The organism is Psychrobacter sp. GTC18467, from assembly GCF_055397455.1.
In genome coordinates this window covers 2,448,288-2,471,644 of record NZ_AP038920.1, presented here as the reverse complement: position 1 = coordinate 2,471,644, position 23,357 = coordinate 2,448,288, and the positions used below count along the sequence as shown (strand labels likewise).

Here is a 23,357-nt window from a genome sequence, read left to right as displayed (position 1 = left end):
GTAAAACAAGACGGTTAAGAGGGTAGGGCAGCTGCCATCGGCGGGAGATTCTACGGTTAGTATTGCCAACCTAAGCTAAATCCTGTCACCCAGTCTTTGTCGCTGAAACGCTCCGGCTGAGCTAGGGGGTATCCTGCAAATAAGTCATAGCTGGTTTTTATAGGCGCCACATAGCCTTTGACGCCAACGACGCCGCCGATTAGGTGGTGACCTAGCAAAAGGTCGTCTTGCTCATTTTGGTCAAGCTTGACGTAACCTGCGTCAATGCCGGTATAGATGGCGTGGGGCTTATCGCCAAGATAGGCGCTGATTTCTTGTCTTAGCAGCGCTCCATGCTCGCCACTTAAGCTGCGATCGCCATCAAAGCCGCGAACGCTATAGCGGCCGCCAATAACAAAGCGCTCACTTGGCACTAAGGCTTGGTTGGCATATTGACCTTTAAAGGCGGCATGATAATTGAGCGCTTTATCAGCAAGCTTGATGGGTCGGTTGATGTCAATGCTGGTTTTGATGATACCGGCGCGGGCGCTGCCTTCGTTAAATAAGGCTTCAGGTGGGCTTAGGGCATTAAGCGCACCTGTGCCGCGCTGATATATGATGTCGCCAATCCATTGCGATTTGCCAATGACCGTTTCGTAGCCAATTCCTGCTTTATATCCTGCTATTCGGCGCCGCTGAACGTCAATTTCGGTGTCATCGATGTAGTTGTTTTGCTTTTTGGTAAAGCCGCCTGCTTTGAGATAGGTTTTGCTGTGATTGTCACGATGAATCAGATGATTGATGGTAGCTTCCGTATTGTAAGACTCTCCGCTGTAAACATAATCTTGATTGGCGCCCGCGATGGTTTGGTCATAGTTGTAGCCGCTATGAGTTAGGGTCAGCTGAGTGTTATCAATGGGCAATACATAACCGACGTTATAGCCCCAGCTGCCGTCATTTTTGTCATTGCCGCCATCAAGATCATGGTTGTAAGATAGGTATAACAAGTCGTTGTGCCACGTTGGGTTATCAAGGGATAAGGTGATATTGCCTTGATAGATGCCTGTGCTGTCTTGGCCTGAGTCGTCAATTGTGGCAGATAAGCGCCAGTTTTTGTTTTGGCGCCAGTTGACTTGAATGTCACTGTAGCCAGGATTTGTAATACGGCGGCTTGGGGCGATTGCGAAATCTGCGTCCGCTGTTGGCACACGTTTAAAGTTTTCAAGCGCCTGCTCAATATCACGAATGTTAAGCAGGTCGCCTGAAATCATTGGCATGGCGGGTGCAAAGTTGGCAGGGTTGCCTTGAGCATCGGTGTAGATGGGGCGCTTGGCTTTGATGTTGAGGGCTTCAATTTGATCAATTCGTCCTGGAATTACGGTGAGCGCAAGTTTTCCTGAGTTAAGGTTTTGATTTTCAATGGCGACCCTTGTTGTTACGTAACCTTTTTCAATAATGCGGTTTTGAACGTTGGTGACCAGTTGGTTGATGTCATTGACCGATAAGCAGCGGCCAAGAATTGAGTCTTTTTTTGCGATAAGTGGAAGTAAAGCAAAGTTAAACGTGGAGCTTGATTCTCCAGTGAGATAAATTTGATGAATATCAAAGCAAGGTGACGCTGTATCATGAGCCTCAATTGTAGTTGATGCGCTGGGAGTCGATGGTGCGGTTTTAAAAGCATTGGTATCAATGGTGACATTCGGGGTCATAATTTGCTGCCGCTTTAAGGCGTCACCGCGCTGCTCCTGATACTGCTCAGGGGTAATGGCATGTCCTGTTCCTGCCATGAAACAAAGTACCACAAGCGCCAATGGGGCCTTGGCGGTATATGCTGCTTTAATAAATAACAAATTTTTCATATATGATATACATAAGTTTAGAAAAGACTCAGGGCAGGATTATGGAACGACAATTACACCTTTGCAAGTGCTTTAGAATATTTCCTAAATGCTTTCTTGTGGCTTATAATCTTGATTAAAGAATAAGCGCGTTAAATAAAGCTGACTAAACTTCTCTAGGATTGTTGCATTTCCTCAGAATGTTGAGTCTGCGACAATACTGGGTAGGGCAGTTCATTAGTAACAATAGCTCCTATGCCTCCAAGTATCATATATAGTGCTATGTAGCCGACTTTTTCTAATTTAGGTCTTTCAAGACATTTTTTTGGTGTCGAGTTACAAGCAAAGATCGTTCTATTTCGAGCCTCCAAAGATATTAGAAGCTTTTCGATATCCTGATTAAATTTTATCGCATCTTTCAACTCATCGTATCTTTTCAGACTTAAATCTACCAAGATGCCAAGTAGGAGCATTATCAGAGCTTGTATACATTCTTATCAATGAATAGAGTAATAGGCATTCAGAAGGGTTATTGCTTTTACTTTGAGCTGATCTTCACTTGATGGCGAATACTTCTGTTCTGTACCTAACGTAGTTCAAGCACATTCGCATTAATGAGGAAGTCGTCTAAGCTAACAACAATTGATTGATGAATGATTTGGTTATTATGTGATGATTAGGAATGACAGATTATTCAGAGGGCTTATTGTGCTGTATAAAGGTAGTAAACTTAGCAATGATGAGTAGAACAAGTTTATTAAACAGGTTAACTAGCGACATGGTTTAATGCGTTAAGCTCAATTACAAATACAATAGAAACAGGGATAGCTCTGTACATTGACTCCTTAAGACGGCTTAGCCAGTAACTGTATTAGTGTTGATGAAGATGACTTTATGAATAGGTAATACGTATAAGAGTTAATCAATTATCAACTAATTTTTATGAGGGTTTATCATATAATTATAATTATATGAACTTATTGTCTGGCATCCTTCCTTTAACATAATATACATTATGCGAAATAGCAGAAATTAATTATTTTTAATAATTCTTACCTGATTGGAGGTTACGAACGCCCCTTAGCGCGGGGGGCGCAGACTGATTCTTTTCTCGCGGTCTTTTTTAGCCTAGTGGGCTAAAAAAGACCACTCGAAAAAATCAGCCGTCTAGAAAAGGCGAAATTGTTTTTTAAGTTTTAACTAAAGAAAGAGAAGCGCCAAAGATGGTCGCACGAACTAGCACCGCGCTTAATACCAAGCTTATCGCGGTATCCATGCCACTAATGCCAAGAAACGCTAAGGCAACCGCATCACCGCCTTGCATCTGACTCACTGAACTGCTAATCATGCTATCAAGCATGGCAGACAGTCCGGTATAGCTTGCCAAGCCAAGACCTGCGCCCATCAATGCCCTTTTTATACCTATGCTTAACAATGATTGCCCAATGTTAAATAAAAAGTTACCCACGGCGAATACCTCCGGCAATAATTAAAGCACTGGATATACCACCCATGCCAATTACAAAGGGCTTTAAGCGGCTAAAAAAGTCGCACATGGGCTGATAGTTAAATTCCTCAGTAAAGCCAAGTCCTGCAACGGTTAGGCTTATCGGCTTTGGCGGCGGACATTGATTGTCAAAGCTGATGCGGTCTTTATCAAGGCTTAAATCATCGGATTTATCAATAATATCTACCTCGCCGCTATCGTCCAGTGCGTCCGGTGCGTCCGGTTCTTGTTTAACCCAATCAATAAACTCGCAAATCTTTTTATTGAATTCGGTTTCCTCGCATTTTTGCATTCGTTCTAAATGCTCAATGACCTTTTCAAGATTGATGTTCAGCTTATCCAATTTTAAATTGGTCAAGTCAATGGCAGATTGGACGTCAGCAAGCGCAGCTAAGATGCTTGCGTCACCAGTTTCTATCGCTAGTTTCAGTTCATCGGCTTTTTGCTTTAACTCGTTAAAGTGCAGTTCTTGATTGTTGTTGATTTCGGTCAGCGTTTGATTTGTCAGCTTTACTTCAGCAAGCAAGGCATTGAAATCAAGGGTTAGCTGATTGAGTTGCGCGTTAATTTGATTTAGCGCAATGAGCGCTTGAGCATCGTTATCAAGCGATTTTTCATAGAATTGCTCATTCATTTTCGCCATCTCAGCTAAGATAGCGATAAGCTGAGCGCAGCAGATGCCGCATTGCCCTTGTTCACCAGTTGGCAAGTCATCAGGCAAGGCAATACAAATATCACCCACGCGAATAGTCCCCACAGGACATTCTTTCTTTGGTTTTTCCGGCTCTGTCGGGTCATCGGGTTTTGTAACGTCAGTTGCGTTGTCAAGGGCGGTATCTAAATCGCCACGCTTGGCGATTGCTGTAACGTAATCTTCAACGTCCTTTTGAGCTAGAGCATTACCGCCGTCTGCTAGATCAAGCGTTTTTGCTGCTAACTCATTAAGCGGCAATTTTTTCCACATATCTGGCTGCTCACCGTAATTTGGATTCGGAATCTTACCAATAGGAATACTAGTCCAAGTAGTCGCATTGGGAGTTTTGCCACAACGAGCATACTGAGCATAAATAGTTACGAAAAACAAACCAGAAGCTTTACAAGCAGCTTCGGCAGCAGCAAGATGCGTAGAGTAAATATAAGGCACAGAGTAAGCAGGATTACCCCACAGGAACTCAGAATCACCGCCGCCCCCACCCTCATTCTTATTTTTCCACTTGATTTGATTGTTCTCAGTATCCATCATCCAGTCTACAGCAGACAGCGCAGCGCCAGTTATGGCTTCAAATGCTAATCCGAGTCCGCCAGCAACACCGAATTGGATAATGCCTGCACCAATGCCCTGACCTAAAGCCTGAGAAGTAACACCATGCTTAATAACATGTTTTGCGCCAGTGACCGTGTTAGTAGCGTCAACCTTTGCACCACCTGGAACGTGCTTAATAGCATTAATAATATATTTGCCAGTAGTAGTAACAATATTGGCATGAGCCGCCAATGGCAAACTGACAACTAAAAACAGCGATAAAAAAACAATGGCAATTTTTTTCATGAAGTCCAATACCTAAATGCAGGTCGCAATATGCCATAAAAAATAGCGCCATAAATAGCGCCATAAAATACTATTCTAAACAGCCAACGACCGATTAAATGACCTAAGTCCTCTGCACTAATACCTTTCATATTTAGCCCTACCTAAATAAAAGTTGATAACAAGCCCAAATGATTATGAGTTCTGGCAGATAATCAAGCAACATAAATCAACGCCCTACCCTAAATTTATCTTGATTGATTGCTCATTGGTGACAATGAGCAACCGGAACTAAATAGCACGGCGAACAAGCTTCCAAACGCGAATGGCAACATACGCGCCTAAGCTTGCTGATGCCACCAAAGCAATTACTGAGTTAGCCGAAACGATATAAATAACGTATTCGCTAACATCAATAACGGCAAGCATTAGATGGCTCTACGGACAAGCTTCCAAACGCGAATGGCAACGTATGCGCCAAGACTTGCACCGGCTACAGATGCAATTGGGGCTTTAGCATCACCGATTTCAGACACAACATCGCTGACATCAACAGAAGCCGCATTGGCAGCAGTAATGCCAGTTAAAGTAAAGGCAGTAGCCGCTACAGCCAATTTTTGACGTAAAGTCACTTTTTTCACTTGATTTTGAGTTTCCATAACTACCTCACATTGCTTTTTTAAGCATTTTAAATGACCACACTAATACCATTACTGACAAAATCGCTAACAACAACTGACCTTGTTCGCTTTGGTCGAGGGGCGGTGATACCTCGTTATTTTCTACCACTTGCCAATTAATGCACTGACCAACTTCATTCAGTTCTAAACACTCATAAGTCGTTTGAGGTTGGTTGCTCATTTTTTGGCAATTCCTTTTCTACATAGACGTAATTTAAGGCGTCCATTGGTATGTAATTTGATGAATAGGGGTTTTCGGCAAACAATAAGCATTCATCACTGGATATGTCTAAAGTCCTACCTGCTGCATCTTTAGCAATGCAGTAATCACTATTGCTGACAACCATTGCAACTTGTTCGAAAATGACCTTTGTTGGTGGATAAGCAATATGCTCAACTGGCGATACTGTTGCCACTGGCTCAACTGGAGTAGCAGGAACAGCAGCAGCAGCCAAAGGCTTAGATTCAGAATCAGTAGCAGTGATGGGTTCATCTTTAACCTTCCCCTGAATCATGTTTTGGGTGCTGTCACCAAAAAACATCAAGCCACTAAAGCCAAAGATAGCGATAAGCACGGCGATTGCACCAAACAGCTTCGGCGGCAGTCTTAGCTTAATGCCATCATCCACCTCACTGGATTGGTACAAGTCAAACAATCGCTTGTCATAGTTAAATAGGCTTTTGCGTTCAGCGCGTTCTATGGCGCTTCGGCTTTTTGGGTTGCGCTCAGTGCCGCGGAATTGGTAAATCGTGGCAAGCTTTGCGCCATACGGTCTATCAACGTGCCAATGGGTTTCGACCATGTCCAAGATGTTGCCATGCAGCCGCTTTGGGTCTTGGGTGATATACCAAATTTCATGACCTGTTTTACGGTGAATGGTTAACTCTTGGATATAGTCAAATGGCGATAAGCCGCGCCCTGCTTGAAATGGTTTGTGAAATTGCGCTTCGTCATAAATCAGTAAGCTTTGCGGCGGTGTCTTGCGCCAGTCCAATGGCGGCTTTTCGATACCCTCTATCGTTAAGCCGGTAATGTCACAGTAAATATTGCGCTGCTCATCAAGAGGTAAACTGGCGTTATGCTCAACTGCTTTTTTGAGCATAGATACGGCGTACAATGTTTTGCCGCTTCCGGGGATACCTGTAATAAGCTTTAGCATTTATTTACCTCGCTTACTCACTGGAAAGGAAAACCTTTTGGCTTTAATCACCCAAGTGATAATAATTGGCGACCATAAAACAACGGCAGCCAAGGCAACCAATGGCGAATACTTATCTAAAAACTCAATAACATTCATAAAAGACCCTACCCTTTTAAGTTAAAGTTACGCTGTCGAAAGTTTGCGCGGTAATAAGCCCTAACGTGGCTGTTATGTTTAGCCCTTTGTTCACGCATATCATCTATAAAATCTAAAAACCTAAAGATAAATGAGATAATCCATCTATAAACAACGAGCAATGAAACAGCCATACAAAACAAAACCATTTGCAAGATAAGCTGAAGCGCTTGCGTAACTTCAGCTACGGTTGCATATTCTGTCATTAAGCTTTAACCAATTGCGGCACTTTAAAATCAGTAACCACAGTTTGCGCCGAGCCATAGCTATTGAGAGATACGCCAAGCTCAATATCACAATCTAGCGGCAAGCGGTCGCGGAGTTGTTCAACGGCGGCAAAGTTGCTGCTGTCGCCAAACTGGTAAGTCATTTCTTTAAAGCCGAAACCGTCCGCCGATGAATACGGCACTTGAACGGTGATTTCGGTTTGGTCAATGTGGTAAGCATTGCCCTGCTTTGATGTTCCAGAGCGGTTAACACGGTCAACACGGATTACTTTCATTTTCATGCTATTTTCCCTTTGGTTGTGCCTGTCTTTAAGCGACTAGGCGTAAGTTAGGTTTCTTTTTGATGATGTAATCAAAGTCGGTAATATGCTCGCTAATCACTGGCTGATAATCCGCCGGATATTGATTGCTAAAGTCAAATTTCACTAAGTCCACCATTGGCACTGACTTAGCTTGCTGCTCATAAAGGTTTTGGAGTAAAGCGCGAGGAATGCCCAAATCACAAAGCGACTTAACATTAATTTGAAAAGTCCGAGGCTGATAACGCTTTTTAATATCCTCCCAACCATTATTTTTAAGTAACTGATAGAAATTAAAAGCATTATTAGCTTTCGTATAACTTAAGCGACCTTTTGCGGTCACAGTTACAAGGTTTTTTCTACACAATTCATAGATTTCTGCATCATCAACATTTTCCATTTGAACGTCCCCTGATATTGCTTGCAGTATTGGGTCAAACCACATACGCCACAGCATAATGAGAACATCTTTATTTTGTTGTTGATATTCAATGAAATGCCATAAATTCGTTGGTAACCCTAGTTTTTCAAGCTTGCGTTTTTTGGTTGATGATTCAAAGCGCAATAAATTTGCCGACCATGACAGCAATTCGTCAGTAAACACGGTAAGCTTATGCACTGATTGTGAGCAGCCCTTTTTGGCAGCCGCTTTTAATTGCGCTACTTCGTTCATAACTTCGGTATGCTTGCCGTAGGCTTTTGCCCCACCCTCGCGGCTTGTTTTGCCGCCCCAATATACGGTGTTATAGAAGTCGCGGCGGTCTTTATCTGTTTTGCGCTGTCTTTTGCTGATGTTTGATAAAAAGCGCAAACATGGCTGAACCAGTCTTTCATGCTCCAAGCGAACGCTAAAGGTCGCATCGATGCGCGATATGGTCGCTTGGCGTAAGTCAAGGCAAGCAAAAAATTCAGGGTAGTTTGACTTAAGCAGGTACAGCATTTCAGATGCTAGGTTGCGAACACTTGAGCCGCCGTAAATGTTATGACCTTGCAGTATTTTGCAGCTTGCATTCAAGCTGATGTAAGGCGGCGTATTGGCAACATTGACGGCATTAAATTTAATCGCCATGCCGCTATAGCTGCTAGGCAATGATTCATAAGGGTGTCGTAAGTCGCCGTAGCTGATTGCACCAGTTAAGAGGTCACGCTTTAGGTAACTGGGAACAGCCCTAATTTGATAATCGGCAACATCACCCACGACGCTAAAAAGGTTGCCGTTTTGACGGACAAACTCAGAGCGCATGGGGATATGGATAATCAACGTATCAAGCATGATGAGCCCAATCAGGCAAGGCAAAACGAGCATCACAACGGCTATCGGCGATTTGTTCAGGAACTCCTGAACAATTATCACAAAGACCACCATTCAGTAATAAGGCGCTTTGGTATTCCGAGTAGCCGCAATGGAAACAGGGTGCTACGTCCAACGTAGGGGGAGGAACGTAGCAAAGAGGACAAAGGGGTGAATTACATTGACAATCAGACATTTTAGGCGCTCCCTACAAGCATTTTGTAATTTAGTTGCGTGTAACAATGAAACAGAGTTTAGCACTGTTACAAGAAACAATGCAACAATGTTTCGGAAATTATTTTAGGAGGACAAAATGAGCGAAACAAAAACCTACCGCATTAAAGGCGACCTAGTGAAACAAATCAAAAAAAAGACTATGGAATATGTAGTAGATAGAAAAGAACTTGTAGGGGAAGCAGAGGTAACAAATGCCTTGATTCTCAAAGGGCTAGAAACAGCAAAAAATGAGGATATAGCAAGGTATCTTGATTTAGCAGAAAGGAAGCAAATAAAGTAAAAGCGCAAAATTTTTCGCTAGAGTCCACTACCACCAAAGACCCTACCCTTTTAAGTTAAAGTTACGCTGTCGAAAGTTTGCGCGGTAATAAGCCCTAACGTGGCTGTTATGTTTAGCCCTTTGTTCACGCATATCATCTATAAAATCTAAAAACCTAAAGATAAATGAGATAATCCATCTATAAACAACGAGCAATGAAACAGCCATACAAAACAAAACCATTTGCAAGATAAGCTGAAGCGCTTGCGTAACTTCAGCTACGGTTGCATATTCTGTCATTAAGCTTTAACCAATTGCGGCACTTTAAAATCAGTAACCACAGTTTGCGCCGAGCCATAGCTATTGAGAGATACGCCAAGCTCAATATCACAATCTAGCGGCAAGCGGTCGCGGAGTTGTTCAACGGCGGCAAAGTTGCTGCTGTCGCCAAACTGGTAAGTCATTTCTTTAAAGCCGAAACCGTCCGCCGATGAATACGGCACTTGAACGGTGATTTCGGTTTGGTCAATGTGGTAAGCATTGCCCTGCTTTGATGTTCCAGAGCGGTTAACACGGTCAACACGGATTACTTTCATTTTCATGCTATTTTCCCTTTGGTTGTGCCTGTCTTTAAGCGACTAGGCGTAAGTTAGGTTTCTTTTTGATGATGTAATCAAAGTCGGTAATATGCTCGCTAATCACTGGCTGATAATCCGCCGGATATTGATTGCTAAAGTCAAATTTCACTAAGTCCACCATTGGCACTGACTTAGCTTGCTGCTCATAAAGGTTTTGGAGTAAAGCGCGAGGAATGCCCAAATCACAAAGCGACTTAACATTAATTTGAAAAGTCCGAGGCTGATAACGCTTTTTAATATCCTCCCAACCATTATTTTTAAGTAACTGATAGAAATTAAAAGCATTATTAGCTTTCGTATAACTTAAGCGACCTTTTGCGGTCACAGTTACAAGGTTTTTTCTACACAATTCATAGATTTCTGCATCATCAACATTTTCCATTTGAACGTCCCCTGATATTGCTTGCAGTATTGGGTCAAACCACATACGCCACAGCATAATGAGAACATCTTTATTTTGTTGTTGATATTCAATGAAATGCCATAAATTCGTTGGTAACCCTAGTTTTTCAAGCTTGCGTTTTTTGGTTGATGATTCAAAGCGCAATAAATTTGCCGACCATGACAGCAATTCGTCAGTAAACACGGTAAGCTTATGCACTGATTGTGAGCAGCCCTTTTTGGCAGCCGCTTTTAATTGCGCTACTTCGTTCATAACTTCGGTATGCTTGCCGTAGGCTTTTGCCCCACCCTCGCGGCTTGTTTTGCCGCCCCAATATACGGTGTTATAGAAGTCGCGGCGGTCTTTATCTGTTTTGCGCTGTCCTTTGCTGATGTTTGATAAAAAGCGCAAACATGGCTGAACCAGTCTTTCATGCTCCAAGCGAACGCTAAAGGTCGCATCGATGCGCGATATGGTCGCTTGGCGTAAGTCAAGGCAAGCAAAAAATTCAGGGTAGTTTGACTTAAGCAGGTACAGCATTTCAGATGCTAGGTTGCGAACACTTGAGCCGCCGTAAATGTTATGACCTTGCAGTATTTTGCAGCTTGCATTCAAGCTGATGTAAGGCGGCGTATTGGCAACATTGACGGCATTAAATTTAATCGCCATGCCGCTATAGCTGCTAGGCAATGATTCATAAGGGTGTCGTAAGTCGCCGTAGCTGATTGCACCAGTTAAGAGGTCACGCTTTAGGTAACTGGGAACAGCCCTAATTTGATAATCGGCAACATCACCCACGACGCTAAAAAGGTTGCCGTTTTGACGGACAAACTCAGAGCGCATGGGGATATGGATAATCAACGTATCAAGCATGATGAGCCCAATCAGGCAAGGCAAAACGAGCATCACAACGGCTATCGGCGATTTGTTCAGGAACTCCTGAACAATTATCACAAAGACCACCATTCAGTAATAAGGCGCTTTGGTATTCCGAGTAGCCGCAATGGAAACAGGGTGCTACGTCCAACGTAGGGGGAGGAACGTAGCAAAGAGGACAAAGGGGTGAATTACATTGACAATCAGACATTTTAGGCGCTCCCTACAAGCATTTTGTAATTTAGTTGCGTGTAACAATGAAACAGAGTTTAGCACTGTTACAAGAAACAATGCAACAATGTTTCGGAAATTATTTTAGGAGGACAAAATGAGCGAAACAAAAACCTACCGCATTAAAGGCGACCTAGTGAAACAAATCAAAAAAAAGACTATGGAATATGTAGTAGATAGAAAAGAACTTGTAGGGGAAGCAGAGGTAACAAATGCCTTGATTCTCAAAGGGCTAGAAACAGCAAAAAATGAGGATATAGCAAGGTATCTTGATTTAGCAGAAAGGAAGCAAATAAAGTAAAAGCGCAAAATTTTTCGCTAGAGTCCACTACCAAAGTATGTGGACTCGCGGCGTACGTCCTGCGCAAGCGGAGGGCGTCGCCGCTCGCTCTTTCGCATAATGCACATTATGGCTACGCCCTCGCAAGCTCGGGTAAAAAACCGCCCTGCTGTCGAAACGATAGCAGGGCGAACTTTTACCATAACGCTGTAAATTATGCGAAGTAAATTATTTATAAAAAAAGTGGCAATACCGCCACTTAAATTTTACTTACAGTTTGCAGTTAACATCGACTGCAGCGACTTAACGCCGTCCAAAGTCACATCATTTATTTTGCAAGTGTCACCCGTACACTCCAGCTGATAGTAAACCTCGCTACCATGACTCAGGTGGGCTTTAATTTTGCCATTTTGAGCGCTAAGTTTTGGCATCACAAAATCAGGGTCTTGCGAGTCCCAAATCACATCGGCACCCGTGCCACAAATCATTTGCGTTTTATCAAAATAATCTTGCTCAAGTTTTAACGCTTGGGCAAGTTCGGGACTGGCAAATTTAGTTAAAACTGGGGTTACGCTGCCTTCATTGCTGATGTCTTGCTGATACATGGTTTTAACTGTACTCAATTTAGCGGCGTCTTGGCTGCTACTTGCCGCAGCCGCTGGCAAGCTGATGGCAAAAATAGAACTCAAAAAAAGACGGATAAAGAGTTGATATTGCATGATATTTCCAATCGATATTTCAAACTGCTCATTGTTTAAAATTATTACATCATAGTTTTTGCGGCGGTTTGTTGTGCAATCGTTGATATCAGGTTGAGTTATCATTCATTGAAAATAAGCTATTTTTGCATCGTTTTTCTCAAACCGTTATTTTAAATGGCTGTCTGAAATTCAAACGGCATTTTCGTTAAATAACCATCAGTTCTCATTCAAAAATATTACAATCATGATATATGTTTTTAGCTATTATAAGAGTTAACCCTTTAAATATTAAGGAGTTATGATGAACATCTTGACGACAAAAACAAGGCTCAAGCCTATTTTGATAGCTATAATCAGCAGCGTGATTTTGGTTACCGGCTGTCAGTCTGAATTGGCGTTTGCAGCAAAACCTAATACGGCGACCACCCCTGCAACACCAATCAAAAACCAACAAAGCCTTATCAATCAAGCAAAGCATATCCAGTCGGCGTTGGCGCGCGGTCAATTTAACAAGATTATCAATGACATTCACCCAAAACGCGGCGTTCGCTTTTCGATGTATGCTTATGTTCAGCCTAAAAAAGACAAGGTATTTAGCCGCGCTCAGTTTGCCCAATACTTAAAAGAGTCGAAAATCCGCTTTACTTGGGGTGAACGTGATGGTATTGGCGATTTACTGGTGATTCCCCTACCTCAGTATTTGAACCGTTGGGTCAATGCGAAGACTTTTAACGACTCAGAAATCCTTGTGAATACCTTTAAAGGTAGCGGCAACAGCATCAACAATATCAAAAAGGTATATCCAAATGCAGATATTGTTGAGTTTTATCATGCAGGAACGGAAGAATATGGCGGTATGGACTGGCGCGTGATGCGACTGGTTTTTGAAAATTATCAAGGCAAGCGGTATTTGGTTGCCATCGTGAATGACCAGTGGACCGTTTAGAGGGTTAACCTTGTAAAAAACCAGTCTCAAAGTTGAGCGGTCATAGCTGTCATAGCTTTTATACTAAAGCGCCCTATCGTTTTATCCGATGGGGCGCTTTTTTTAGGAAAAATTAACCGCCCGCTTAAAATCTTAAAAACTATTCTATTGTGTATTTTTGTTGATTCATACTGAAAAAATACAGAATAATACTGTAATAAAGGCTATATTTAACTAACAATCTCCAACAATTGCGTAGCAAACAATTAGGAGTGGTATTGAGCTGCTTTGCCAAGGAGGCTTGCCGTTATTATGGTCAACAATAAGAATAAAATCGTTTCACTGTCACAGACTTGCCAGCAAAACCAAGTGAGCAATAGCATTGATGAGCTTTGTCAAGCAGATAGCCGTTATCGCCCTGCTGCTGCCAATATTGGGGCTTGGCTTGATGAGTGGATTTGCGACCGTTTATTTTAAGCCATGGTGATGGTACGGTCGATATTGTGGCAGGCGGGCTTACCCGAGTGGCGATGGTTGAAGGCTCGCTTGTGGTCAACTCCTCTCAAGGCGGCGGCATCAAAGATACTTGGGTGGTCAATGCCAAGCTTGCTGCCAAAGCTGTAGAGGGTGCGAATGGCGCAAGCCCTACCCGCGCCCCTTATAGCGACTATTTAAACCACTACAGCCGAACCCAAGGCGTAAAAGGTCGCAGCAATATCATTTTATTATTATCAACCGCCAATTATTTGATTTGGCTTGGTCGTTATAGCGAGCGCTTATACCACTATGACCGCCTGATGCGCCAATTGATTAAAAATGAGCTCAATCATCAGCAGATGAGACATTTGATTAGTCATTTAGGCTTTGAGGTTGACTTGCAGTTGCCAAGCGCTGACCTGCAAAAACAGCTGATTTACGAGCTTGAACAGAAAAAAATCCCAAGCACCATTGCGGCGATTGAATCCAACGTTCAAGATGCCAAAGGGGTGATGGGAAATGACACGGCAGAGCTTTATAACCTGATTAAACGTTTAGCCAACGCCGGTGAGTACCGAGCGGCAACTTTGCAGCTGCATGCTTGCAATGCGGCAATGAGCGAGGAGCATGAATTGGTGACCTGTTTTTGGCAATTGGGGCGGCATTTTGAGCAGCTTGAGCGGACAGTTTTGCTCAATGAGACCACCATTAGCATCAGTCAAGAGTTTTTATATTGGATTGATAAATTGCCTAAAAATACCCGCTGGCAGGTGATGCTGCCAAAAATTGCCATCGCCCAAAAAGACGGCTTTGGCAATGAGCTGTTAACCTTAAGCCGCAGTGAAACTCATGACAACTTACAAATTCAAGCGGCAGGGGTGGTTGAAATCAACCCAGACACCAAGTGCATTGTTGATGATGCAAGCGTTCCTTATATGCTATTTATGGTTCCCACGCCGCTGACGCAATCTGATACGGCGATTGCTGATTTTGCCAAACCCTTTTTACAAGATATTACAGGATTATCAGTTGAGGAGTCACGCAATCGGCTGATTCAAATGGCGCAGCGCCTGCTTGAGGTGATGCCTTACCTCAAGAATGTCACTCACGTAGGAACGAGCGCTATAGAAGCCTTTGCCACAAGCGGCGGCGTTTGCCAAGACCATGCCCACGTATTTATCAGCGCTTGCCGAGCTTATCATTTGCCGGCGCGCTATGTGTCCGGATATATTTATGATGATGGCGGCAATCACATGGCAAGCCACGCTTGGGCGGAGGTTTGGCTTGAGGGCAACTGGTACACCTTTGATATTTCCAATCAGCTATTTGCGCCAAGCCACCATATTTATATCGCCACCGGCCGCGACTACCGAGACGCCGCTCCCGTTCGCGGCATGCGAATTGGCGGCGGTTATGAGGATTTATACAGCCAAGTGATGGTCAGCCGATTGTCTTAAGGCTTATTTAAACCATTAAAATATCATCATTACAGAGATTTTATCATGACCTATTGCGCTGCCATCCGCCTCAACCAAGGCATGATTTTTGCCAGTGACACCCGAACCAATGCCGGCGTTGACCACATCTCAACCTTTAAAAAACTGTACCAATATGGGGTTGAGGGCGAGCGCTTTATGGTAATTCAAACCGCAGGCAATTTAGCCACCTCGCAAGCGGTTTTCACCAAGCTACAGCAAGCCATCGACCAGCGCCATGAAAGCAGCCTGCATACCGTGCTCACTTTATTTGACGCCGCACAAATGGTGGGTGAATGTATGCGCGAGGTTACCGAACTTGCCAAGCGCGTGGCAGGCAATCCAAACAGCACCGCATTTACCAGCTCGTTTATGCTTGGTGGTCAAATCCACGGTCAAGCGCCTGAGTTATATATGATTTACCCTGAGGGCAATTTTATTCGTGCCACCCGCGATACGCCGTTTTTTCAGTTGGGCGAAAGCAAATATGGCAAACCCATCCTTGACCGCTCCATCGATTATGACACCGACCTTTATCATGCCGCCCAAGCGTTGATGCTGTCGTTTGATTCCACCATTCAGTCAAACCTATCGGTCGGCATGCCTGTGGATTTTGTGATTTATCATAATGACAGTTTTACCATTCCCAACGTTCGGCGCATTGAAGAAGATGACGCTTACTACAACACCATTCGCCACCGCTGGGCAACGGCGCTTCGTGACACGCTTATGAAGCTTCCTGATTGCCCTGACGGCTACTGGCAAGGATAATTGAGCCTCAACTGCCAACCACAAGGCGCATCAACTGGGTGCTGATATAACCGCCAACCGTGCCAAGTGCATATCCCAAAATCCCCAAAAACACGCCAACGGGAGCCAGTGACGGATGAAATGCGGTGGCGACAATCGGTGCTGAGGACGCGCCGCCGGTATTGGCATTTGAGCCAACGCATAAAAAGAAAAACGGTGCTCGAATGAGCCTTGCGACAATAAAAACCATCACAATATGCAGGCTCATCCAAACAAAGCCAATCAGCAGCAAGCGCCACTGCGAAATAATCCCCGATAAATTAATCTGCATGCCAATGGCGGCAATAAGCACAAAAATAAATACCGTTCCGATTTTGGAGGCGCCAACGTGGTCAAGCCGTCGAACTTTGGTAAAAGAAAAGCCAACGCCAAGCAAGGTGATAATCACCACCATCCAAAAAAAGCTACTGGCAAAGCTATATTGAACCGCCCAGCGATATGGCGCAAAAAACGCCGCGATGCGCTCGCCTAAAAAATGCGCTAAGCCCACCATGGCAAAGCAAAGCCCGAACATCACCATCATGTCGTTAAGCGTGGCGGCTCTTGCATTATCACGCTCGTAGCGCTCAACGGCATCAATGACTTTATCAATGCTACTGGTATCTGCCTTAAGCCAGTGGTCAATTTTTTGATGGTGCTTGGCTAGGATTAAAATTAATAACAGCCACCATGACGCGTTGGTGGTATCCACCAAAATCATCATGCCAAATAAATCATCACTCACCCCAAACAGCTCTTTCATCGCCGCTTGGTTGGCAGCACCGCCAATCCAGCTTCCCGCCACTGCTGAAAATCCACGCCAAAGCGTATCGCCAACAAACATCTCAGGAGCAACCCATTTTGCCAATAACAGACTGATAGGACCACTGATGATAATGGCAACACTTGCCGCCAAAAACATCGCAATGGCGCGCCAGCCCAAACCCAAAATCTTAGGAACATCCATCGACAAGGTCATCAAAAGCAAACTTGCCGGCAATAAATAGGTCGCGGTAAAGCCATAAATCTGAGCGCCAACACCATCGGCAAACACGCCTAAGCTGTTGAGCGTTGCCGGAATAAAGCAGCAAAGCACAATCCCTGGCATCACGGCATAAAACCTGCGCCAAAATACGCCTTTGAGCCCTTGAGTATAAAAAACCAAACCAATAATTGCCATAATGATGCCAAAGGCGGCAGGCAAGCTGTCAATACTAAAAGCCGTGATAGGTAGATTGGCATTCATAACAGTCTCAAAGGGCAAAAGTCGCCAGTATAATTAAGCGAAAATAAAGCTGCAACAAAAAAGCCAAATCCGAAACTGGATTTGGCTTTTATATTTATTACCGCTTATTAGGCAAGCCGTCGCTTAAGAGGTGCGTTTACTGCGGTACATTCCGGCAGGTTTCGGGGCACGGCGGCTTTGACGGCTTGGTGCTCCCGAGCCATCACGGCGGCTTTGGCTGTCACTGTTACCCCGATTTGGGCGATCTGAGCGGTCGCGGTGACTTGCCGCGCGGTCAAAACGTGGTTTGTCCGACTTGCCAAATCCACCTTCGCCTCTTTGGTTATTGCCTTGGCTGTTACCTTGGTAAGGCTTTTTACCAAAGCGGTTTGGTCGTTTCGCGCCGTCAAATGGCTTGTTGGCGCTATCGTCACCAAAGCGCTCACGGCGATTTTGTGGTCGATCTTGGCGGTCTTGATTTTCAGACTTACCTTCAAACCGGCGACCTTGATTTGAGCGGCCGCGATTTTGACCAAAGCCGCCGCCATTTGAGCGACCACGACCACGACCTTTACCGCGACCTTTATTTTCTTTTGGAACGTAAGCTTTTTTCGGCTCCATGCCTTCAATAACGGCTTCATCCATCTTGCGGTCAAGATAGCGATTGATGGCGATCAATTGCGGTCGGTCATCATGGCTACAAAGGTTCACGGCAACACCGGTGCGACCGGCGCGACCACAACGACCAATTCGGTGAACGTAATCTTCAGTTTGACGCGGCAAATCGTAGTTAATGACGTGCGACAATGCCGGAATGTCCAGACCGCGAGCGGCAACATCGGTGGCAACCAAGACTTTACATTTGCCATTGCGAACGTCTTTTACGATGCGATTGCGCTTACCTTGTGGCAAATCGCCATGTAAAAAGTTGGCTTTATGACCATCATCGATAAGCGCTTGCGCAAGCTTTTCGGTGCTGCGCTTGGTCGCCGCAAAAATAATCACTTGGTCAATATCCGGCTGACAAATCACTTTATCCAAGATTTTGTTTTTATGGTCAAAGTCATCACAGTAATACACCGACTCATCAATATGCGCTGATTCTACCTTGATAGAAACGCGCTCAGGATTTTTGGTAAAGCTTGCGGCGATTTTGCCAACAGGACCATCCCAAGTGGCAGAACACATGATGGTCTGACGGTCAACAGGTGCCGCTTTTAAAATGTCATTAATATCATCAGCAAAGCCCATATCAAGCATGCGGTCGGCTTCATCAAGCACCAACACCTCAAGGCTTGATAAATCAACACGGCCAGCTTTGATATGGTCAAGAAGTCGACCAGGAGTGGCGACAATCACTTGAACGCCTTTTCTAAGGGCGGTGATTTGACCGTTATAAGGCGCGCCACCAACCAGTGGCACACAAAACAAACCGCGCATGTCTTTTGAATAGGTGCGAACGCTGTCATGAACCTGCTGAGCCAGCTCACGCGTTGGGGTTAAAATCAGCGCTTTAGTAACTTTATTAAATGTGGTTGAGCGGCTTAATTTGTCAAGGGTTGGAATCACAAATGCCGCCGTTTTTCCGCTTCCGGTTTGCGCAGACAATAGCAAATCGCGACCGGCTAAGGCAAACGGAATGGCTTGTTCTTGAATTGGCGTTGGGTTTTGATAGCCGGCACGCTCAAGGGCGCTAAGAATAGGTTTGGCGATATTTAAATCGGCAAAAGTCGTTTTGAATGGTTCTTGAGTTTGGTCTTGATTGATTTGGTCTTGATTTATAAGGTCAGTCATGAAAATCCTTTAAGTCATCTGGTAGAGGGTTTTGGCAAATTTGCCAAGCGCTTACCACTGATAACCGAACCTCACAAGAGCCCTTAAGCAAAAAATGCTTAATTGAGCTGCTCACCGCGCTGTCGTATTTTGGTGGTATGCCGAGTCTTATCCGTGATAGGCTAGGCTTTAATTGCGCTTAATCCAAAGCAGGTTAAAGCTTAGCGCCCATCAGTTTTGCAATTGCAAGATAAGATATGAGTCAAAAGCTGCAAAGTAGCTTTTAATCACAAAATCATCGGCAACAATTACTCGTGGTCATCCTAGACCCAAAATCGCAGGCGATGTTATCAATCTCATAATTCACGCCTTTTAATTGATTTTTTCAATCAATAAAGCAAGCGTGGGGGCAGATTATAACAACTTTTTTTAAGTTGCGCTAGAAATTATTTTAATAAATGGAATCATCTTAACTGACTTTGACATTTGAGACAAATCTTGGCAGCTGCCATGCCCCGCCCGCCTCGATTAAGCGGCAAAGCCCTGTGGTGCTGTCATGACTTTTGGCAAAACGCCGACCCGTCCAAATCCACTCGGTTTGGTTGAGACAATCGCCTATTCCGCGACCTTTTTGAATCGCTCTGATTTTGCCATTGCTATATTCGGTTGCATCGGTAGTAACCAGCGTCGGTTGATACGGCGGCTTGTCATTAATCACCCAAGCGCCCGTCCCTGCATTATAAGCGCCAACCCAGCAGCTGTGCTGAACCAAAAGCTGTGAACCGTTTAAGCGATTGACCCGCCATGGGGTATCATCGCCAATATTGGGGCAGTTGTCGCTCCAGTTTTTCATGCTGCCTTGAATTAACGTTTTCAGCTGCGAGGATTTCATACTGAACTTTTTATGGCGAACGTTTTTGGTGGGCGCAACCCAGAGCAATTGCGGCGCAGTATCTGGCGGCAATACGCTTGAATTGGGGCGAGAATTGCCTTTAATAAAGGCGCTTGGGGTGCCAACTCGACCTTGGGCTTCATCGGCTTTGAGCATCACCGATTTTGCGCCCTTATCGGACAGCTGCCAACGGGTATTTCGAAACACCACCTCAATTTTGCTGTCGCCGGCTAAGGCATTAATCAGCGTCTCGACCTGTTTTTGGGTCAAATCGGCATCGCCTGAGCTGCTCGAAAATGGCTTGGTCACGCCCAAATCCTCGCCATTAATTACCAACGAGATATTATGGCGATTGCCAAGCTGCATCAGCGCTTTTGAGGAGTTTTGTTTGCCGCCGCCAAGCTTAACTTTGCCAATCACGCCAGCATTGGCGCCGGCTTTACGGATTAAGAGCACCGATACCGGAAAATCACTGTTACTTTCTTCTTGGTAGCCGGCAAGCCGGCACGTTCGAATATTGTCACAAACCACCTGCCAATCTTGATTGGAAAACTCGACCGAATCTGCCGCAAAGCTTTGGCTTGTCGTAACAAGCGCGCCAAAAGACAATAGCAAAGGGATAAAAACTGGAACTCTTTTTTTCTTAATCATAGTAAATCTAATCATCAAAATAATGACAATCAAGCTCTATAAAACGGCTAAAGAACTTGTAAAAATTGAGTGGCGGCTCAACGGTTAGGTCATCGAGCCGCCGTTAACATAAGCTTAACTAAATTTTAACGAAAATTTCTATCGGGGAATTGAATCAAAGTAACATTATGTTATCTCAGCGACAACGACCTTAGCCGATTGTAAAAGCAGCGGTCTTTTGAAGCAAAATGATAACTTGGGATAATGATATGAGCCGACTTAATCGAGAAAAATGGCTTTGAATTCAAAATATTGAACCAAATCGAGCAATTTTCTTCAAAAGACCGCGTGGTTACAAAGTACCAAAGTCGGCTTAATCAAAACCGCCGTTAATCCAGTGCTTCAAGCGTTAAACTTAGACCGCGTTTCACCGCAGGGCGATTGGCAATTTGCGTTGCCCAACGTTTGACGTTTTTGTAGCTGTCCACTTGTAAAAATTCGGCGGCATCATACAATTTACCGAGCACCAGTTGACCATACCACGCCCAAATGATGATGTCAGCAATGGTATACTGCTTCTCACCACCACCGCACATATATTCGTTATTTTTTAAATGAATGTCAAGAACATCCAGCTGACGTTTGGCTTCCATGGCGTAGCGATTGATCGGATATTCAAGTTTTTCAGGGGCATAGGCGTAAAAATGCCCAAAGCCGCCGCCTAAAAACGGTGCAGCGCCCATTTGCCACATCACCCAAGATAAGCAGTTGGCGCGGTCTTGACCGGCATCGGTTGGTACGAACTTGCCAAATTTTTCTGCCAAATATAATAAAATCGCGCCAGATTCAAAGATTTTAATCGGATTTTTGGGATCGGAATAATCCACAAGGGCAGGGATTTTAGAATTGGGGTTAATATCGACAAACCCTGAGCCAAACTGGTCGCCTTTTGAGATGTCAATCTTAAACGCATCATAATCCGCACCGGTAATGCCGGCTTCTTTTAATTCTTCTAACAAAATATTCACTTTAACGCCGTTTGGGGTGTTTAATGAATACAGCTGAAGTGGCGCATTGCCCTTAGGCAGGGTTTGCTCATGGCGCGCGCCTGCAGTTGGGCGGTTGGTGCTTGAAAACTTGCCACCATTTTCCTTGTCATTCGCCCAAACTTTAGGCGGGGTATATGGGTTTTGGTTGTTATCGCTCATACTGGTCTCCTTGAGGAATTGTTATCGTTTTAGCGGTTGGGTCAACTTTACAACCCAAAACCCTTACTATAGGCAAAACCGCTCCATAAAAACTAGAGGTATGCTGTAACGAGGGTAACAATGAACAATGCGCTTTTATAATCAAAAGTCATAAAAGTCATTTTCGATTGGTTACTCGTCTGCCCTAGGATTTTATCAGCGCTGATTTATAATGGCTCGGATGAATCGCTTTAACCCCATTAACCCCAATTCAATGATAAGCATCTTTCCAACACCGCAAGAGACCCCGTTATGACCACCTTAAGCCGCGCTCAGCACAAGTATTTGCCCTACGTTTTGGCGGTGGCGCTGTTTATGCAAATCCTTGATGCCACCATTTTAAATACCGCGCTGCCCAAAATGGCAGAGGCGCTTGGCGAGTCGCCGTTAAAAATGCAGTGGGCGGTCATCAGTTACGCGTTAACCTTGGCGATTTTTATTCCCATCAGTGGGTTTTTGGCGGACAAATTGGGCACGCGAAAGGTGTTTTTAAGCGCGGTGGTGATTTTTTGTATCGGCTCCCTGCTTTGCGCCATATCGCCGAATCTGAATTTGCTGATTGCCGCTCGCGTGGTTCAAGCGGTGGGCGGCGCGATGATGACGCCGGTGGCAAGGCTGATTTTGGTCAAATCCTACCCTCGAAAAAAGCTATTAACCGTGATGAATTTTGCGGTGATTCCGGCACTTATTGCACCCCTTGTTGGACCTTTACTTGGTGGCTATTTGGTGGAGCTTGCCAGCTGGCATTGGATTTTTTTAATTAATATTCCCATGGGGCTTTTGGGGCTTGTTTTAGGATTTAAGCTAGTTCCTGACTTGTTTGAAGATACCCAAAAGCTTGATTGGCAAGGGTTTTTATTGTTTGCCTCAGCCGCTTGCGGGCTTACCTTAGCCGTTGAATTTGGCTCGCAGTCGGGTCGCGGAACGCTTGGGCTGATGCTTGCCGCCGCCTCCATTATTTTGCTGCTGATTTATGCGCGCTACGCTAAAAATAAAGCCGCCCCGCTATTTCCTTTAAGTCTGTTTGGTATCCGCACCTTTGCCATTGGTATTACCGGAAACTTATTTACAAGGCTTGGAATCAGCGCCGTGCCGTTTTTATTGCCGCTGCTGCTGCAGGTGGTGTTTGGTTACTCGCCATCAAAAGCCGGTTGGTTACTTGCCCCTATTGCCGTGGGGGCGATGGGAATCAAGCCTTTGGTGAGTAAAATCATTCGGCGCTTTAGTTACCGCAAAGTTTTGGTGGTGAACACCTTTTTGCTTGGGATTTTGATTATTGTTCTTGCTCAGTTTAATAACCCCGAGCACTGGCCATGGTTTGTGCCGGTTTTAATCCTGATGGGCGCTTGTAACTCGATGCAGTTTAGCGCCATGAACACCATCACCATTGGCGATTTGCATGGCGCGCAGACCAGTAGCGGCAATAGCCTAATGGCGGTCAATCAGCAGCTTGCCATCAGCTTTGGCATTGCTTTTGGCGCCGCTGTGCTTAACTTACTTCGTGAGCGCGTCATGATGGATACGCTGACCGCATTTCAAACGACGTATTGGGTGCTTGGCGGCATCACCATTTTATCGGGGCTGTATTTTTTACGGCTAAAACCGGAAGATGGTCGCGGAATGTATTAACTTAA

General features: G+C 44.6%; 24 protein-coding genes. 7 read left to right on the top strand and 17 right to left on the bottom strand.

Going from position 1 to position 23,357, the window contains the following annotated elements; translation table 11 throughout:
• Nucleotides 1-56: 56 nt before the first annotated feature.
• From ACZ5XY_RS10965 to ACZ5XY_RS10920, 10 genes are all read right to left on the bottom strand, one after another.
• Nucleotides 57-1,838, bottom strand: a complete 1,782-nt coding sequence (locus tag ACZ5XY_RS10965) for a ShlB/FhaC/HecB family hemolysin secretion/activation protein (RefSeq protein ID WP_464741620.1) — start codon at nucleotides 1,836-1,838, stop codon at nucleotides 57-59.
• Nucleotides 1,839-3,006: 1,168 nt separating this feature from the next.
• On the bottom strand, nucleotides 3,007-3,222 hold the full coding sequence (locus ACZ5XY_RS10960; RefSeq protein WP_464741618.1) for a DUF2523 family protein: 216 nt from the start codon (nucleotides 3,220-3,222) through the stop codon (nucleotides 3,007-3,009).
• Nucleotides 3,223-3,277: 55 nt separating this feature from the next.
• Nucleotides 3,278-4,873, bottom strand: a complete 1,596-nt coding sequence (locus tag ACZ5XY_RS10955; RefSeq protein WP_464741616.1) for a virulence factor TspB C-terminal domain-related protein — start codon at nucleotides 4,871-4,873, stop codon at nucleotides 3,278-3,280.
• A 270-nt stretch (nucleotides 4,874-5,143) separates the two neighbouring features.
• Nucleotides 5,144-5,281: a major capsid protein gene (locus ACZ5XY_RS10950; protein WP_464741614.1), complete on the bottom strand. Its 138-nt coding sequence runs from the start codon at nucleotides 5,279-5,281 to the stop codon at nucleotides 5,144-5,146.
• Nucleotides 5,281-5,511 carry a major capsid protein gene (locus ACZ5XY_RS10945; RefSeq protein WP_464741612.1) on the bottom strand — a complete coding sequence of 77 codons (231 nt, stop codon included), beginning with the start codon at nucleotides 5,509-5,511 and terminating at the stop codon, nucleotides 5,281-5,283. Before ACZ5XY_RS10945 ends, ACZ5XY_RS10950 begins: the two co-directional genes overlap by 1 nt.
• Before the next feature lie 7 nt (nucleotides 5,512-5,518).
• The gene (locus ACZ5XY_RS10940) at nucleotides 5,519-5,713 is read right to left on the bottom strand and encodes a hypothetical protein (RefSeq protein ID WP_464741610.1); all 195 of its coding nucleotides are present in this window, start codon (nucleotides 5,711-5,713) and stop codon (nucleotides 5,519-5,521) included.
• Nucleotides 5,685-6,692: a zonular occludens toxin domain-containing protein gene (locus tag ACZ5XY_RS10935; protein ID WP_464741608.1), complete on the bottom strand. Its 1,008-nt coding sequence runs from the start codon at nucleotides 6,690-6,692 to the stop codon at nucleotides 5,685-5,687. The genes ACZ5XY_RS10940 and ACZ5XY_RS10935 overlap by 29 nt, the downstream gene beginning before the upstream one ends.
• Nucleotides 6,693-6,830: a hypothetical protein gene (locus tag ACZ5XY_RS10930; RefSeq protein WP_464741606.1), complete on the bottom strand. Its 138-nt coding sequence runs from the start codon at nucleotides 6,828-6,830 to the stop codon at nucleotides 6,693-6,695.
• 244 nt (nucleotides 6,831-7,074) lie between these two features.
• A complete protein-coding gene (locus ACZ5XY_RS10925; protein ID WP_464741602.1) occupies nucleotides 7,075-7,377 on the bottom strand; it encodes a hypothetical protein in 303 nt (100 codons plus the stop codon).
• A 28-nt stretch (nucleotides 7,378-7,405) separates the two neighbouring features.
• Nucleotides 7,406-8,749 (bottom strand): phage/plasmid replication protein, II/X family, encoded by a 1,344-nt coding sequence (locus tag ACZ5XY_RS10920; protein WP_464741604.1) that lies wholly within the window; start codon nucleotides 8,747-8,749, stop codon nucleotides 7,406-7,408.
• Nucleotides 8,750-8,999: 250 nt separating this feature from the next.
• On the opposite strand from ACZ5XY_RS10920, the gene ACZ5XY_RS10915 reads away from it, so the two are divergent.
• Nucleotides 9,000-9,203 carry a hypothetical protein gene (locus tag ACZ5XY_RS10915; protein WP_464741598.1) on the top strand — a complete coding sequence of 68 codons (204 nt, stop codon included), beginning with the start codon at nucleotides 9,000-9,002 and terminating at the stop codon, nucleotides 9,201-9,203.
• 278 nt (nucleotides 9,204-9,481) lie between these two features.
• Here ACZ5XY_RS10915 and ACZ5XY_RS10910 read toward each other — a convergent pair whose 3' ends face one another.
• Nucleotides 9,482-9,784, bottom strand: coding sequence for a hypothetical protein (locus tag ACZ5XY_RS10910; RefSeq protein WP_464741602.1), 303 nt, complete (start codon nucleotides 9,782-9,784; stop codon nucleotides 9,482-9,484).
• Nucleotides 9,785-9,812: 28 nt separating this feature from the next.
• Nucleotides 9,813-11,156, bottom strand: a complete 1,344-nt coding sequence (locus tag ACZ5XY_RS10905) for a phage/plasmid replication protein, II/X family (protein WP_464741600.1) — start codon at nucleotides 11,154-11,156, stop codon at nucleotides 9,813-9,815.
• 250 nt (nucleotides 11,157-11,406) lie between these two features.
• Here ACZ5XY_RS10905 and ACZ5XY_RS10900 point away from each other — a divergent pair, with 250 nt between their 5' ends.
• Nucleotides 11,407-11,610, top strand: a complete 204-nt coding sequence (locus tag ACZ5XY_RS10900) for a hypothetical protein (protein WP_464741598.1) — start codon at nucleotides 11,407-11,409, stop codon at nucleotides 11,608-11,610.
• 245 nt (nucleotides 11,611-11,855) lie between these two features.
• Here the strand turns inward: ACZ5XY_RS10900 and ACZ5XY_RS10895 are convergent, their stop codons facing one another.
• A complete protein-coding gene (locus ACZ5XY_RS10895) occupies nucleotides 11,856-12,308 on the bottom strand; it encodes a hypothetical protein (RefSeq protein ID WP_464741596.1) in 453 nt (150 codons plus the stop codon).
• A 280-nt stretch (nucleotides 12,309-12,588) separates the two neighbouring features.
• Between ACZ5XY_RS10895 and ACZ5XY_RS10890 the strand changes: the two genes are divergently transcribed.
• The 4 genes from ACZ5XY_RS10890 (at nucleotide 12,589) to ACZ5XY_RS10875 (ending at nucleotide 15,938) form a co-directional block, all read left to right on the top strand.
• Nucleotides 12,589-13,236 (top strand): hypothetical protein, encoded by a 648-nt coding sequence (locus ACZ5XY_RS10890; protein WP_464741594.1) that lies wholly within the window; start codon nucleotides 12,589-12,591, stop codon nucleotides 13,234-13,236.
• A gap of 291 nt (nucleotides 13,237-13,527) precedes the next feature.
• Nucleotides 13,528-13,692, top strand: a complete 165-nt coding sequence (locus ACZ5XY_RS10885) for a hypothetical protein (protein WP_464741592.1) — start codon at nucleotides 13,528-13,530, stop codon at nucleotides 13,690-13,692.
• A 113-nt stretch (nucleotides 13,693-13,805) separates the two neighbouring features.
• Nucleotides 13,806-15,149 (top strand): transglutaminase-like domain-containing protein, encoded by a 1,344-nt coding sequence (locus ACZ5XY_RS10880; protein WP_464743875.1) that lies wholly within the window; start codon nucleotides 13,806-13,808, stop codon nucleotides 15,147-15,149.
• Nucleotides 15,150-15,194: 45 nt separating this feature from the next.
• Nucleotides 15,195-15,938, top strand: a complete 744-nt coding sequence (locus ACZ5XY_RS10875; RefSeq protein ID WP_464741590.1) for a proteasome-type protease — start codon at nucleotides 15,195-15,197, stop codon at nucleotides 15,936-15,938.
• 7 nt (nucleotides 15,939-15,945) lie between these two features.
• Here ACZ5XY_RS10875 and ACZ5XY_RS10870 read toward each other — a convergent pair whose 3' ends face one another.
• The 4 genes from ACZ5XY_RS10870 to yghU form a co-directional block, all read right to left on the bottom strand.
• Nucleotides 15,946-17,202: a DUF819 family protein gene (locus ACZ5XY_RS10870; protein WP_464741588.1), complete on the bottom strand. Its 1,257-nt coding sequence runs from the start codon at nucleotides 17,200-17,202 to the stop codon at nucleotides 15,946-15,948.
• Between the two features lie 123 nt (nucleotides 17,203-17,325).
• Nucleotides 17,326-18,975 (bottom strand): DEAD/DEAH box helicase, encoded by a 1,650-nt coding sequence (locus ACZ5XY_RS10865; protein WP_464741586.1) that lies wholly within the window; start codon nucleotides 18,973-18,975, stop codon nucleotides 17,326-17,328.
• 448 nt (nucleotides 18,976-19,423) lie between these two features.
• The gene (locus ACZ5XY_RS10860) at nucleotides 19,424-20,497 is read right to left on the bottom strand and encodes a DUF1176 domain-containing protein (protein WP_464741584.1); all 1,074 of its coding nucleotides are present in this window, start codon (nucleotides 20,495-20,497) and stop codon (nucleotides 19,424-19,426) included.
• 368 nt (nucleotides 20,498-20,865) lie between these two features.
• Nucleotides 20,866-21,684 carry a glutathione-dependent disulfide-bond oxidoreductase gene (gene yghU / locus ACZ5XY_RS10855; RefSeq protein ID WP_464741582.1) on the bottom strand — a complete coding sequence of 273 codons (819 nt, stop codon included), beginning with the start codon at nucleotides 21,682-21,684 and terminating at the stop codon, nucleotides 20,866-20,868.
• Nucleotides 21,685-21,975: 291 nt separating this feature from the next.
• Here yghU and ACZ5XY_RS10850 point away from each other — a divergent pair, with 291 nt between their 5' ends.
• On the top strand, nucleotides 21,976-23,352 hold the full coding sequence (locus ACZ5XY_RS10850; RefSeq protein WP_464741580.1) for a DHA2 family efflux MFS transporter permease subunit: 1,377 nt from the start codon (nucleotides 21,976-21,978) through the stop codon (nucleotides 23,350-23,352).
• Nucleotides 23,353-23,357: the final 5 nt, after the last annotated feature.